General features: G+C 69.6%; 15 protein-coding genes and 1 tRNA gene. 6 read left to right on the forward strand and 10 right to left on the reverse strand.

From position 1 onward, the window contains the following. The first annotated feature begins 27 nt into the window (after window positions 1-27). Together C463_RS13085 and C463_RS13090 are read left to right on the forward strand one after the other, a co-directional pair. On the forward strand, window positions 28-1,107 hold the full coding sequence (locus C463_RS13085; protein ID WP_008444545.1) for a tubulin/FtsZ family protein: 1,080 nt from the start codon (window positions 28-30) through the stop codon (window positions 1,105-1,107). A gap of 91 nt (window positions 1,108-1,198) precedes the next feature. After that, a complete protein-coding gene (locus C463_RS13090) occupies window positions 1,199-1,906 on the forward strand; it encodes a phosphoglycerol geranylgeranyltransferase (RefSeq protein WP_008444547.1) in 708 nt (235 codons plus the stop codon). Between the two features lie 31 nt (window positions 1,907-1,937). Here C463_RS13090 and C463_RS13095 read toward each other — a convergent pair whose 3' ends face one another. Continuing rightward, a complete protein-coding gene (locus C463_RS13095) occupies window positions 1,938-2,588 on the reverse strand; it encodes a riboflavin synthase (protein ID WP_008444548.1) in 651 nt (216 codons plus the stop codon). Between the two features lie 150 nt (window positions 2,589-2,738). Between C463_RS13095 and C463_RS13100 the strand changes: the two genes are divergently transcribed. Continuing rightward, the gene (locus C463_RS13100) at window positions 2,739-3,038 is read left to right on the forward strand and encodes a DUF7533 family protein (RefSeq protein ID WP_008444549.1); all 300 of its coding nucleotides are present in this window, start codon (window positions 2,739-2,741) and stop codon (window positions 3,036-3,038) included. 82 nt (window positions 3,039-3,120) lie between these two features. Here the strand turns inward: C463_RS13100 and C463_RS13105 are convergent, their stop codons facing one another. The 6 genes from C463_RS13105 to C463_RS13125 form a co-directional block, all read right to left on the reverse strand. Further along, window positions 3,121-4,074, reverse strand: a complete 954-nt coding sequence (locus C463_RS13105) for a BGTF surface domain-containing protein (RefSeq protein ID WP_008444550.1) — start codon at window positions 4,072-4,074, stop codon at window positions 3,121-3,123. Between the two features lie 131 nt (window positions 4,075-4,205). Further along, window positions 4,206-5,588 carry a M24 family metallopeptidase gene (locus C463_RS13110; protein WP_008444551.1) on the reverse strand — a complete coding sequence of 461 codons (1,383 nt, stop codon included), beginning with the start codon at window positions 5,586-5,588 and terminating at the stop codon, window positions 4,206-4,208. Further along, complete coding sequence (locus C463_RS13115) at window positions 5,585-7,429, reverse strand: UvrD-helicase domain-containing protein (RefSeq protein WP_008444552.1); 1,845 nt, start codon at window positions 7,427-7,429, stop codon at window positions 5,585-5,587. Before C463_RS13115 ends, C463_RS13110 begins: the two co-directional genes overlap by 4 nt. A gap of 106 nt (window positions 7,430-7,535) precedes the next feature. Further along, window positions 7,536-7,694 (reverse strand): DUF7563 family protein, encoded by a 159-nt coding sequence (locus tag C463_RS19275; RefSeq protein ID WP_004598729.1) that lies wholly within the window; start codon window positions 7,692-7,694, stop codon window positions 7,536-7,538. Window positions 7,695-7,780: 86 nt separating this feature from the next. Beyond that, the gene (locus C463_RS13120) at window positions 7,781-7,963 is read right to left on the reverse strand and encodes an HVO_0416 family zinc finger protein (protein WP_049905922.1); all 183 of its coding nucleotides are present in this window, start codon (window positions 7,961-7,963) and stop codon (window positions 7,781-7,783) included. Between the two features lie 172 nt (window positions 7,964-8,135). Continuing rightward, window positions 8,136-8,678, reverse strand: coding sequence for a CDP-2,3-bis-(O-geranylgeranyl)-sn-glycerol synthase (locus C463_RS13125; RefSeq protein ID WP_049905923.1), 543 nt, complete (start codon window positions 8,676-8,678; stop codon window positions 8,136-8,138). 129 nt (window positions 8,679-8,807) lie between these two features. Here C463_RS13125 and C463_RS13130 point away from each other — a divergent pair, with 129 nt between their 5' ends. Both C463_RS13130 and C463_RS13135 read left to right on the forward strand, forming a co-directional pair. Next, a complete protein-coding gene (locus C463_RS13130) occupies window positions 8,808-9,647 on the forward strand; it encodes a proline dehydrogenase family protein (protein ID WP_008444555.1) in 840 nt (279 codons plus the stop codon). Window positions 9,648-9,749: 102 nt separating this feature from the next. Further along, the gene (locus tag C463_RS13135) at window positions 9,750-10,478 is read left to right on the forward strand and encodes a DUF502 domain-containing protein (protein ID WP_008444556.1); all 729 of its coding nucleotides are present in this window, start codon (window positions 9,750-9,752) and stop codon (window positions 10,476-10,478) included. Between the two features lie 89 nt (window positions 10,479-10,567). Here C463_RS13135 and C463_RS13140 read toward each other — a convergent pair whose 3' ends face one another. The 3 genes from C463_RS13140 to C463_RS13150 form a co-directional block, all read right to left on the reverse strand. Then, window positions 10,568-11,497 carry a branched-chain amino acid transaminase gene (locus tag C463_RS13140; protein ID WP_008444557.1) on the reverse strand — a complete coding sequence of 310 codons (930 nt, stop codon included), beginning with the start codon at window positions 11,495-11,497 and terminating at the stop codon, window positions 10,568-10,570. 106 nt (window positions 11,498-11,603) lie between these two features. Continuing rightward, entirely contained in the window at window positions 11,604-12,311 is a 708-nt protein-coding gene (ribB, locus tag C463_RS13145; protein ID WP_008444558.1) for a 3,4-dihydroxy-2-butanone-4-phosphate synthase, read from the reverse strand. Beyond that, the gene (locus C463_RS13150; RefSeq protein WP_008444565.1) at window positions 12,311-13,099 is read right to left on the reverse strand and encodes a DUF120 domain-containing protein; all 789 of its coding nucleotides are present in this window, start codon (window positions 13,097-13,099) and stop codon (window positions 12,311-12,313) included. Before C463_RS13150 ends, ribB begins: the two co-directional genes overlap by 1 nt. A gap of 259 nt (window positions 13,100-13,358) precedes the next feature. Here C463_RS13150 and C463_RS13155 point away from each other — a divergent pair. Next, window positions 13,359-13,430: transfer RNA gene (locus C463_RS13155), tRNA-Ala, on the forward strand. Window positions 13,431-13,527: the final 97 nt, after the last annotated feature.

Below are 13,527 nucleotides of genomic sequence, written 5' to 3' on the forward strand. Positions count from 1 at the left end.
TTGTCGCGGGGGACGGTACGTCCTCGCATGAAGGCAGTCCTCCTCGGCGTCGGACAGGCGGGCGGCAAGCTGGCGACCGCCCTCGCGGAGTTCGACGCCGACGCCGGCTACGGCGCGGTCCTCGACGCGATCGCCGTCAACACGGCCGCGGCCGACCTCGACCCGCTCCCGCTCGAAACGGTCCTCGTCGGACAGTCGCGCGTCAACGGTCACGGCGTCGGCGGCGACAACGAACTCGGCGCGGAAGTGATGGACGAAGACACCGTCGAGGTGTTGGACGCGCTGGCGCCGAAGGTCACCGCGGAGGCGGAGGCCGTCTTCGTCGTCGCCGGCCTCGGCGGCGGGACGGGCTCCGGCGGCGCGCCGATCCTCGTCCGGGAGCTGAACCGGGTGTACGACGTTCCGGTGTACGCGATCGGAATCCTCCCCGGCCGCGACGAGGGGACGATGTACCAGGTGAACGCCGGGCGGTCGCTGAAGACGCTGGTCCGCGAGGCGGACGCGACGATCCTGCTCGACAACGACGCGTGGCGCTCCGCGGGCGAGTCCGTTGAGGGCGGCTACGAGGCGATCAACGCCTCGATGGCGAAGCGGATCGGCCTCCTCTTGGCCGCCGGCGAGGCGGTCGAGGGGGTCGCCGAGTCCGTCGTCGACACGAGCGAGGTGATAAACACGCTCCGGGCGGGCGGGATGGCCGCGGTCGGGTTCGCGTCCGCGCCCGCGGCCGAGGACCCGCAGGAGAACGTCAACACGGTGACGAGCGCGGTCCGCAGCGCGGTGATGACCGGGCTCTCGCTGCCGAGCGCCACCGACGCCGACGCCGCTCTCGTCGCGGTCGCGGGCGACCCGGATCGGATCTCTCGGAAGGGCGCGGAGAAGGCGCGCAAGTGGCTTCAAGAGGAGACGGGCTCGATGCAGGTCCGCGGCGGCGACTTCCCGCTCGACTCCGACCGGATCGCCGCCTTGGTCCTCCTCGCTGGCGTCGAGCGCTCCCAACGCGTGGAGGCGTTCTTGGAGCGCGCGAGGCAGGCGGTCCGCGACGAGCGCGAGGAGAAACCGGACCCGGCGGCCGCGTTCGAGAACGACGAACTCGACGACCTGCTCTGAAGGGGTCGGGCGGACCCACCGGTACCGCCGCCGTCCGGCCGGCGAGACAGCTTCCGCACCTTTTTACTCTCGCCCGGAAGACTCTCGGCCGATGACTAATCCGTGGGACGACTGGGACCACGTGCTGAAGGTCGACCCCGACAAGGACCTCCGCTCGGGCGAGACCTTCGAGGACGTCTGCCGGACCGGGACGGACGCGATCGAGATCGGCGGCACCCTCGACGTCACCGCGGAGAAGATGACCCGCGTCGTCGACGCCGCCGCGGAGTACGACGTGCCGCTGTATCAGGAGCCGTCGAATCCCGGGGTCGTGATCGACTCGCCGGCCCTCGACGGCTACCTGATCCCGACCGTGTTCAACGCCGGCGGCCCCTTCTGGATCACCGGCGCCCACAAGGAGTGGGTCCGGATCGACGACCTCGACTGGAGCCGGACCCACACCGAGGCGTACATCGTGTTGAACCCCGAGGCGTCGGTCGCCCAGCTGACCGAGGCAGACTGCGACCTCACCGCCGACGACGTGGGGGCCTACGCGAAGGTCGCGGAGCGCATGTTCGGCCAGGAGATCGTCTACGTCGAGTATTCGGGCACCTTCGGCGACACGGAGAAGGTCGCGGCCGCCCACGACGCGCTCGACGACGCCACGCTGTTCTACGGCGGCGGCATCCACGACTACGAGTCGGCCAACGAGATGGCCGCCCACAGCGACGTGATCGTCGTCGGCGACCTGCTCCACGACGAGGGCGTCGACGCCGTCCGCGAGACGGTGGAGGGCGCGAAGGACGCGCACGAGGACTGACGCCTCCGTTCCCGCGAGACGGGATGGGTCCTCAGTCCCCTCCCGCGTACCCGTCCAGCATGTTCTCGACGTACTTCGCGATCACGTCCACCTCTATGTGGACCGGGTCGCCGACCGACTTCTCCGAGAGCGTCGTCAGGTCGTAGGTGGTCGGGATGATCGCGACGTCGAACTCCCGGTCACGCTTCTCGGCGACCGTCAGCGAGATGCCGTCGAGCGTCACGGAGCCCTTGTCGACGAGGTAGTCGCCGTGGCCCTCGGGGATCGCGAACGTGAACCGCCAGTCCTCGCCCACGCGCTCGATCCCCGTCACCTCGGCGACGGTGTCGACGTGGCCTTGGACGACGTGGCCGTCGAAGCGCCCGTCGGCGGGCATCGCGCGCTCGACGTTGACGGCGTCGCTCTCCCCGATCTCGCCGAGGTACGTCTTCGCGACCGTCTCGCTCGCGAGGAACACCGAGAACCAGTCGGTCTCGTCGCCCGCCGTGTCGCCGTCGCTCGCCTCGTCTGCCCCGTCGTCGCTCCCGTACTCCTCGACGGTCAGGCAGACGCCGCTCACGCTTATCGACTGGCCGTGGTGGAGGTCGTCGAACCCGCCGACGCCGATCCGCAGCCGGAGTCCGTCGTCCGTTTCGGTCCGCTCGCGGACCGTCCCGGTGCTCTCGACGATGCCGGTGAACATACCGGAACTGGGGGCGGGCGACGGTTATCGGTTCTGGGTCGACGCGCCGAGCGCAGACCGACGTTCGGGTGCGTACGCGCCGCGCACACCGCAACCGCCGCTGCCGGCACGCCGCGTTCCTTTTGACCCTTGGCAGCCAACGGGTCACCAATGCGACTCGGACTGCTCGATATGATCGGGCTGGCGGCCTCGCTGATCTTCGCCATCCCGGTGGGGAACTACGCCGTATTCCGGCTACTCGCCGGCGAGGTCGCGCTCGGCGGCGGCCTGCTGGTCGTCGCCGTCGCGATGGTGGTCCTCCCGCAGTACTTCCTCGATCCCGCGCAGATACTCCGGCGGCTGCTCTCCGGACTCCTCCCGTCCCAGCTGCGGGGAGACGACGCGGCGGCTACCGAGACGGAAGACGACTCGCCGTCCGCCGCGGTCGGGAGCGACTCGGACGACCGCTGACCGCGGGCCGTTTTCGGGCCCGCGGCGACCGAAGGCGGAGGTCCGGGCTCGACTGAGGGCAGCCGTGGGCGTCGTCGCGTCGTCACCCCCGAACTCGGGCGACGAGCGCGGCACCGAGAACTCCCAGTCCGGCGGCGACGAAGCCGAATCCGGGAGCCTCGCCGCCGGTATCTCCCGTCTCGGGCGAATCGACGTCGTCGACCACGAGTACGTCCCGCGTCACGGGCTCGCCGAGCTCCTCGTTCCCGCGGACCGTCAGCGTCGCCCGCTCCCCGGGCTCGGCGACGCTCGCGTTGATCGTCGCCGTCGCCTCCCCGTCGGTCACCGTCGCATCTCGGGTCTTGATGTAATTCGTGCTGGCGTTGCCGGCCGACCGAAGCCGAACCTCGACGGCCGCTCCGTCGTCGAGTTCGACGGGTACCGTGACGACGGTCGCGCGCGGCTCGACGAGGAGGTCCACGTCCTCGACGTCCGTATCGCGGACTGCTTCGACCGCGTTCCCGTCACCGCGATCGCCGCTCTCGCCGCCGGTGTCGACCGTCAGCGTACCGACGTCGGCCGGTTCGCTCCCGTCGCCGATGAACAGATTCACCTCGTAGGCCCCGGGAGCGGGGGACTCGCCCAGATCGGTCTCCTCATCGAGTTCGACTTCGGCGCCGGTGGCGGTCAGCGGGTCACCGCCGACCCCCGCCTCGCCGTGGTCGTAGGTGAGCGCGGTCCCGCCGTCGCCGTCAGGCGTCACGGTCGCCCGTAGTCCGTAGCCGACCTCGTCTTCGTCGCCGATCACGACCTCGAACGACTCGACGCCGTCGGACTCGACGACGATAGCGCCGGCCCCGCCGTCGTTCACCGTGATGGTCGACTCGTTGAGCCCGACCCGTTCGTCGGCGGCGACGGTGCCGGCGCCGGCGAGAGCGATGACTCCGACGGCGGCGAGAGCGACCACGAACGCCCTCGTTCCGACGTGGCGTAGTCGGTTCGCGACGCGTTCGATCCGTTCGGGTTCGTCTGCCGAGGTGGAGGGTCTGAATCGCATGCGCGTCAACGGTCTCGCCGTCTGATCAAAGTAACGCCGATACCTCAAACGGTTCTTGTAGTCATCGGCAAAACCGACTCCCCGATTCGATCGCCCGTCCGCCTCCTGGCTCTCCCGCTCCGATCGCCGACTCAGTCGCGTTCGCTCGGCGCGATGTCGAACGGGTACTCCGCTACGATCTCGTAGCCGTCCTCGGTGACGAGGATCAGGTCCTCCAGCCTGACGCCGCCGACCGCGGGGTCGTAGACGCCGGGTTCGACGGTCACGACGTGGCCCGGCCGGAGTTCGCCCGCGCCCGACAGCGACGGCCCCTCGTGGAGGCTCACGCCGACCCCGTGCCCGGTGCCGTGGGTGAAGCCCGTCTCGCCCTCGCCCGCGTTCGGGTCGAAGCCGTAGGCGGCCAGTTCCGCGGCCGCCTCGCCGTGGACCGTCTTCGCCGGCACGCCGGGTTCGACCTCGTCGAGTGCGGCCTCGCGGGCGGCCTCGACCGCGACGTACGCGCGACGCTCCCAGCCGCCGTCGCCGTCGGCGACGAACGTCCGCGTCACGTCGCCGTAGTAGCCGTCCGGACCGCGCGGCGAGATATCGAGCAACACCGTCTCGCCGGGCCGGATCGGGTCGTCGCCGACGTAGTGGAGGTCGGCCGCGGACGGGCCGGCGCCGATCACCGTGTTACCGGCGTCACGGACCCCGCGGGCGGCGAGGACCCGGTTTACCTCCCGGCGGAGCCGCTCCGTCGTCAGCGGCTCGCCCGCCCAGCGGAGCGGAGGCCGGCGGCCGTCGCCGCGTCCGTCGGCTCCCGCCTCCTCGTCAGCGGCCTCGACGACCTCGCTCTCAGCGAGCACCGCCTCGGCGCGGTCCATTCCGGCGACCGCTGCCCGTTGAACCCTTCGGAGCCGGTCGACCTCCGCCGGCGTCTTGCGTGCTCGGGCGTTCGCGACTGCGTCGGTCGACGCAAGACTGTTGCCCGCGCGCTCCACGTACACCGCGGCGTCGTGGGGGATCGACGCAGGGGTGAGGACCGTTCGCTCGGCGGGTTCCGGACCGCTCCCGTTCTCTCCGCCGCCGAGTTTGTTCACGATCGCGGCCGCGCGCTCCCCGGCGTGGTCGCCGACGGCCTCGGTCCGGACCTCGCGGACGACGCCGTCGTGGAACCCCGCGCCCGCGTCGTCGGTCGGCTCCGCGGTCGGGTCGCGGGCGGCCGCGACGAACTCCCGCTCCGCCTGCTCGCGGAACAGCGCGGGGGCACAGAGGACGGCGCGTCCGACGGGCACCTCGGGGTTCGGGCCGTCTTCGGCGGCCGCTCCGTCGTCCGGAACGACGACCAGCGCGGACGGTCGGTCGGGCCCCGAAAAGCGCGTGAGGTAGCGCAGGTCGTCGTCGAAGCGGTCGCCGACGGCGACGAACGCGGCCGCGTCTGCCTCGCGGACCGCCTCGACGACCGGGCGGAGGTCGGTCCGGAGCGGGGCGGTCGGTTCCTCGGCGGCTCCCGGCACCGCGTCGTCCCCGCTCACGGCTCGGGCTCGGGCACCGCCAGCTCCGCTTGGACCTCCTCGACGAGCTCTTGGGCCGGCTCTTCGCGGAGTTCGTTGAACAGGAGGACGCTGATCGGGAGCGTCGGCGCGCCGCTGATGAGGCTCTCCATGATCACGAGCCGTTCGCGGGCGCGGGACATCCCGACGTAGAAGACGCGGCGCTCGTTGTCGGTGAGGACCGGGACGGGGCTCGTCGACTTGGTGAACTCCTCGACCCCGTCGACGTCGGTCGGGTCGTCGATGGAGGCGGCCATCTGCTCGACCACCTTCTCCGTGAGGTCGGTGGCGACGAACACGTGGTCCGCCTCGCGGCCCTTCGCGGAGTGGATGGTGCCGACGCGGACGCGAGTCGGCTCGGTGCCCCGATAGTCCCCCTCGAAGTACGCCCCCATCGATTTGCGCTGGAAGCTCGTCACCTTCCGGACCATGTCGTCCGCGCTGGCGGTGTCCGGCATGAACGGGATGTACTCGTCGAGCGTGTCGGCCGCGATGTCGATGTCGGCCACGTCGTCGCTGTCGGCCGCCTCCTCGCGGTCGTCGAGGAAGTCGTAGAACTCCTCGCGGTCGTGGGTGCCGAACGCCGACTCTTGGAGCATGTCGGCCAGCCGGCGCGCCTCCAGCCCGGTGACCGGGTCACCGGCCTCGGCCTTCTCGATGGCGCTGACGTAGTCTTGGACCCGGTCGGTCCACATCCGCCCGTCGGTGAGCATCGAGAACGGGATGCCGTGGTCGATGAACTCGTCGATGAAGTCGAACATCTGGTAGCGGGCGCGGAACAGACACATGATGTCGCCCTCGTCGTCCTCGACGGTGTACCGGACGTTCCGGACGAGTTCGATCATCGACGGCGACTCGATCGCCTCGACGGTGCCGCCCTCCGTGCGCGGGTGGAGGTCCTTCTCCTGTCGCTTATCGATGTGGCGGATCTCCGCGTTGACGACGTTGAGGATCTCCGACGGAAGTCGGTAGGAGTTCGGGAGGACCACGTCCTCGTCGACGTCGGTGTCGAGGAGGAGGTCGGGGTCGGCCCCCTGCCACGCGTAGACGACCTGGTCGTCGTCGCCGGCGATCAGCACCTTCTCCATGTGCGGGCGCCACTCCTCGAAGACGTTGTACTGGAGCGTCGTGATGTCCTGGAACTCGTCGATGATCAGGTAGTCGACGCTGGGGACGAGCGAGCGCTGCGCGACGCGTTCGAGCATGTCCGCGAAGCCGACGAGGTCGTTCTCCCCCTTGTACGTCCGCCACGCGCGGATCGTCTCCGGGATGTCGATCCGGTCGTCGTCGGAGGGCCACGTCGGCGTGTACTTGTTCCCCTGCTGGGCGTTGGGGTCCTCCTCGGGCGGGAGCCGGACCTCCTCGACGTTCCACTGGAAGGGCACGTCGTACCAGTCGGCCACGTCGCGCTCGGTGCGCTGGAGCCACTGCGAGGTAGCGATGATCTTGTTGCCGATGGTCGTCGACCGCGCGGTCCGGCGGCCGGCCCCGCCGTGCTGGTCCTCGAACTCGATGCCGAACTCCTCGCAGAAGGCCTCCTTGTCGTCCTCGCCGACCACGTCGCCTCGCGACAGGTCGAGGAGTTCGTACGCCTTCGCGTGCATCGTGCTCACGTTCCCTTGGAGGCTGCGCGGGGAGATATCGAGCCGTTCGGCGAGCCGCTCGCGGATCTCCGCGGCGGCCGCGCGCGTGTACGAGACGACGAGCACGTCGCGGACCTCGGCGTCCTCCGCCTCGAGAATCTCCTCGACGCGGTCCAGGAGCGCGGTCGTCTTCCCGCTCCCGGGCCCCCCGAACAGCCGCGTCACCGTGGTATCGGTCATTGTTACTCCCAGATCCCGACTCTCCTTAAACGCCGTGGCTCGGCGGTCCTCGACCCGGTCCCGGTTCGGTCCCGGCGGATCGGTGTCTCATCGCCCGTTCGGCTCGTCAGCTGCTCCGCGTCGCGCGCGCCTCGCGGACGTCGGCGCCGTCCCGGACCATGTCCTCGCAGGCCGGGCAGACGCGGGGCCGATCGACCTCGTTCGGCGTGAACACCCGAACGTAATCTGTCGTCACGAACGAACCGCAGTTCTGACAGGTCGGCATGGTATCCACTATCGAGTAATTCCACATAATACTACCGGGGAGTATGACGGAAAGAAAATTCCCGGAACGCGGCGTCGCCGCGGGCGTCAGTTTGGCCGCCAGTCGCAGACGGAACACCGCGCGCTTCCTTCCTCGTGGAGCGCACCGCACTCGGGACACTGAAGCTTGTTATAGGATCGCTCCCAGTCGACGATCTCTGTCTCGTGGCCGTGGTCGGAGAGGAACTCGTCGAACACGTCGTCGTCCGAGCTGGGTGCACTACTAGACATGCGTGACACGGTATGCCACACCAGCATATATATCTTTCTGCCGTTCTCGTCGCTGCGAATTACGCGATCGATCGATCAGCTTCTGCGAAAAATGAGTTCGATACACAACTTTTCAACGAGGTACTCGCCGGGGAGCGGACTCCCGTCTCCGCCCACTACGGCTCGTTCTTCATCACCACGGTTCGTTCTTGACGCCGAGCGCGTACGCGCCGACGTTCGTGACGACGTGGAGGACGGGCGTCATCACGAGGACGACCGCGAGGACGCGCGGCGTGAAAACCCGGAGCGCCCAGTCGGCGTCGACGAGGAAGGCGAGGCCCAGCGCGCCGACGACGAAGTCCAACTGGTCGAGCCCCGGGAACGCGGCGCCGCGCTCGCGCCCGGACCGGCGCTTGAGGAACGAGGCGCCGATGTCGCCGCACATCGCGCCGAAGGCGAGCGCGAACGCCGCCGGAAGCGCGAACGTCGGCAGGTCGGCGCCGAGCGCCGCGCTCGCGGGGTCGGCGAGCGCGTTGAGCGCGAGCGCGAGGAGGACGCCGACGAGGGTCCCGACCGCGGTGCCGCGCCACGTCTTCCCGTCGCCGAGCAGCCGCGCGCCGCGCCACTCGCGGCCGCCGTCGATGGGGCGTCCCCCGCCGGCCAACACCGCGGCGTTGTTCGGGACGTAGGCCGGGAGCATCGCCCAGAACGCGGTCGCAACGAGCGTGCCGATCATGTCCCCACGGGCGGCGCGCGGCGTGTTATAAACCCCGGTTCCGTCGTCGCCGATCGTCACCCGGACGCAATTGCGGTCGTCGCCGCCGACTCGGCAAAGGTAAAGTTCGCTCCGGCCGGAACGCTCAGTATGATCCCCCCGATCGCCAGCCGGTTCGTCGCCGGCGAGAGCGTCCCGGCGGCCCTCGACCACACGCGCGCCGCGAACGAGGACGGCGTCGCGGTCATCCTGAACCTGCTCGGCGAGCATTACGACGACCCCGCGGACGCCCGCGCGGACACCGACGCGTACCTCCAGCTGCTCGACGACATCGCCGACAGCGGCCTCGACGCCTGCGTCTCGGTGAAACCCTCCCAGATCGGGATGGACGTCTCGGCCGACCTGTTCGAGGAGCACTACCGAGCGATCGTCGCCCGCGCCGACGAGGTCGACGCGTTCGTCTGGTGCGACATGGAGGACGCCGACACCACCGACGACACCCTCGACGCCTTCGAGTCGATCGCCGCGGACTACCCGTGGAGCGTCGGCCAGTGTATCCAGTCGAACCTGAAACGCACCGCGGACGACCTCGAACGCCTCGTCGACGTTCCCGGCAAGCTTCGGCTCGTGAAGGGCGCGTACGACGAGCCGTCGTCGATCGCGTACACGGACAAGGCGGACGTCGACGAGGCGTACCGCGATGACCTCCAGTTCCTCTTCGAACGGCGCGACCGCGGGATCGCGGTCGGCAGCCACGACCCCGAGATGATCTCGCTGGCGGATCGGCTCGCGCGCGAGTACGAGGCCGACTACGAGGTCCAGATGCTGATGGGAGTGCGCGAGGACGCGCAGCGCGACCTCGCGGCGCAGGGGGTCGACGTGTACCAGTACGCGCCGTACGGCGACAAGTGGCTCTCGTACTTCTACCGGCGCGTCCGCGAGCGCAAGGAGAACCTGACGTTCGCGGCGCGGGCGGTGCTGGGCCGGTAGGCGGGACGGGACAGCGAACCGGAGCCGGACCCGATCGCCGTCGCCCGCGCGCCGCCGCGTGGAAGCTCTCTTAAGTATTGCCGACACATACCGATCCGATAGATGTCCACGTGGAAACGCGACTTCGCCAGCGGGCTCATCGTGCTGGCGCCGCTCCTCGTTCTACTGCTCGTCCTCCGCTGGATCTACCAGTACATCGCGTCGATCCCGCTGATCGAGGGGCTCCAACCCGAGATCATCCCGGCGCCGCTGGAGCCCGTCTCCCGCGTGATAATCGCCTTTGCGGTGTTCGCGACCGTCGTCCTCGCGGTCGGCTACTTCATGCGGACCACGCTCGGCCGCTTGGCGGAGTCGGCCGTGGACGACACGATCAACCGAATCCCGGCGCTCCGGGTCGTGTACAACGCCTCGAAGCTCGCGATCGAGACGGCGATCTCCGGCACCGACGAACTTCAGAGCCCGGTGTACATCGAGACGTGGCCGGGGATTCGGATGACCGCCTTCCGGACCGGGAAGAAGACCCGCGACGGCAAGATCGTCTTGTTCATGCCGACCGCGCCGAACATCACCACCGGCTTCGTCATCGAGGTCGAGCCGGACCGCATCGAGGAGACCGGCGAGACGGTCGAGGAGGGGATGACGCGGGTCCTCTCGGCCGGGTTCGCGGAGTCGGCCCATCAGGTCCCCGTCCACGAGGAGAGCCCGGCCGACGGCGACGGCGCGGACACGCCGGACGGCTACGGACACGTCCGGACCGACGGCACCCCCGGCGACGGCGAGGGGTCGGCCGCCGAGGGGCGCGGCTCGGCGAGCGGCGGTTCGAGCGAGTGACCCGCTCCCGTCGGGTCTGACGCCGACGGCGCTGTCCGGAAGAAGATAGGTCCGCCCGAATTCGGGCGGTCGCGGTCAGGCCACCGCGCTCAGAGGTAGGTGAACCACTCGTCGTGGTCGCCCGTCCGCCGTTCGACCAGGTCGAAGAAGGCGCTCTGGAGCTCCTCGGTAACCGGGCCGCGGGTGCCCGCACCGATCTCGGTGTCGTCGACCGAGCGGATCGGCGTGACCTCGGCCGCGGAGCCGGTGAAGAACAGCTCGTCGGCGGTGTACAGCTGCCCGCGAGAGATGACGGCCTCGTCGTGGACCTCGTAGCCGCGCTCCTCGGCGAGCGTGATCACGGTGTCGCGGGTGATCCCTTCGAGGATGGACTGCGCCGGCCCGGTGGTGTAGATCTCGCCGTCGTTGACCATGAAGATGTTCTCGCCGGGGCCCTCCGCGACGTTGCCCTCCTTGTTGAGGACGATGGCCTCGACGTAGCCGTTCCGGCGCGCCTCCTCGCCCGCCAGCATGGAGTTGACGTAGAGGCCGGTCGTCTTCACGTTCGTCGGCACCTGCGAGGAGGCGTGCTTCCGCCACGAGGAGACCATCACGTCGACGCCGTCTTCGAGGGCCTCCTCGCCGAGGTACGCGCCCCACGGCCACGCGGCGAGGACGAGGTCGGTCGGGCAGCCCTCCGGCGAGACGCCGAGCGAGTCGTACCCGTAGTAGGCGATCGGCCGGATGTAACAGGACTCGAGGTCCTGCCGGTCGAGGAGTTCGAGCGTCGCCTCGGTGATCTCCTCGCGGGAGTGTTCGATGTCCATGTCGTACATCTTCGCGGAGTCGAACAGTCGGTCGAGGTGCTCCTCCCACCGGAACACCGCCGGCCCTCGATCCGTGTCGTAACAGCGGACACCCTCGAACACGCCGCTCCCGTAGTGGAGCGCGTGGGTCAGAACGTGGGTCGTCGCGTCCTCCCAGTCGAGGAACTCCCCGTTCTTCCAGATCGTGTCGACGTCCATCTCGTCGAATCCCATACTCGCTCGTTGCGGGCGGCGGGCTTAAAACTGTGACAACCGGTCGGGGGCTGCCGCGAGGCGATGCCCTCGTCCGCGTCCGCGCGTCGACGGCGAGCGGGGCTCGCTACGTCAGCGCCTCGACGAGCGCCGCGCCCTCCACGTACGGGATGTCGCGCTGGGCCGCGTACGCGGCGGCGTCCGCGGGCGCGAGCGCCTCGCCCGTCTCGTCGTCGAGCATCTCGCAGCCGACGACCGCCGGCGGCCGCTCCGCCACCCCGGCCAGCGCCAGCCCCAGCTCCGTGTGGCCCTCCCGCTCTGCCAGCAGCCCGGGAGCGCCACGCAGCAGGTGGACGTGACCGGGCGCGCGGAACTCGCCGGCGAAGTCGAACGACTCCGGGTCGCTCGCGGCGTCGGCCAGCGTCCGCACCGTGAGCGCGCGGTCCTCGTCGGTGATGCCGGTGTACGTCTCCCGGTGGTTCACCGTCAGCGAGAACGACGGCCGGACGTCGTAGCCGAGGCCGTCGAACCGGGCGGCGGGGTGGTCGATCAGGTCGTGGAGGAACGGGAGGTCGAACGCCTCGGCGACGGCGTCTGACAGCGCCACGAACACCAGCCCTCCGCCGTCGTTGCGCAGCCGCGCGAGGTCGGCGGGGGTCACCGCACCCGCGGGGTAGAGGATGTCCGTCTCGCCTTCGCGGTCGTCGGCGTCGTGAACCAACACCGGTTCGCCCTGACGGAAGGCGTCGATCGCGCGCTCGACGGCTTCGGTCGAGTCAGCGGACGCCCCGGCCTCGCCGGCGACTTCCCCGTCGGCGTCGGCATCGACCCGCATCAGGCCACCTCCGTCTCGCCGACGTCGTTCCCGTCTGCGTCGCCCTCGCGGGCCTCGCCGTCCGGGCCGTCCGCCCGGCTCGTCGGCTCGACGCGGACCTCCACCTGATCGTCGTCGTCGAGGTCGAGCGCGTCGCGCAGCCGGTCCGGCGCGATCAGTTCGAGCTGGTCGTCGTCGTGGTGGGTGCGGTCGGGGACGATGGCGTGGACCTCCTCGTAGCGCTCGTCGCCCGCGACGAGGGTGACGCCGTAGCAGGTGGCCGCGCCGTACGTGCGGTCCTCGCCCTCCCACGCGTCGATTGGGACGGCGTCGATGCCGGCCATCTCGCTGCGCCGGCGGACGCTCTCCTCGGTGAGGTCGACGTTCAGCGTGCCCGGGAACGGGTCGTAGCCGAGCCGCTCGCGGAACTGTTCGGCGTACCCCGGGAGCGTGATGTAGTGGCGCCCCTCGCCCATACCGCCGGTGACCGACCCGCGGAGGGAGATTTCGACGTCCGACTCGAACAGGCGGCGGTAGTCGGCGTACTCCGCGCGGAGCGCGGCCTCGCCCGCGTCCGTCACGCGGACCCACTGCCCGTCGCTGACCACGTCGCGCTCGACGTAGCCCGCCGATTCGAGCGTCTGGAGGCGTCGGGAGGCGGTCTGCGTGGAGGCGTCGAGCCGGTCGCCGAGCGCCGCGCACGACACCTTCGTCTCGGAGAGGCCGCCGACGAGCCCGACGTGTTTGAGGGCCGCGAGCGCGGCCGGGTCCACGTCGGTGTCCGCGTTCGTCGCCGTCGCGTCTGACATACGAGATGCTCGGTCGCCCGCGGGCAAAAGGGTAACGAATATGGAATGCGTCTCAGAAACGTTAACCAGTCGGCGGAACCGACCGGAGACTGCCGGGAATACAGGTTCCGGCGCTGGATATGTAATCCCGTCGGTGCCGGTTGCCTTCGTGGCGTCTCCGGTAATTCTCCGACTCAGTTCGGTTCCCGGATGTGAGCGTCTCCCGCACCGGTCAGCGAAAGGTAAGGTACAAATACGAACGGGGATTGAATCGTGATGAGGGCTCGTAGATCAGTGGCAGATCGCTTCCTTCGCAAGGAAGAGGCCCGGGGTTCAAATCCCCGCGAGTCCACTTCTTCGCTCACTTCGTTCGCTCAGTCGTTTCCTCGCGTAGTCCCACTCGCTCGCTTCGCTCGCTCGCGGGACCCCCGCGAGTCCATGTTTTTTGC

The sequence above is a fragment of the Halorubrum californiense DSM 19288 genome, assembly GCF_000336875.1.
Taxonomy (GTDB): domain Archaea; phylum Halobacteriota; class Halobacteria; order Halobacteriales; family Haloferacaceae; genus Halorubrum; species Halorubrum californiense.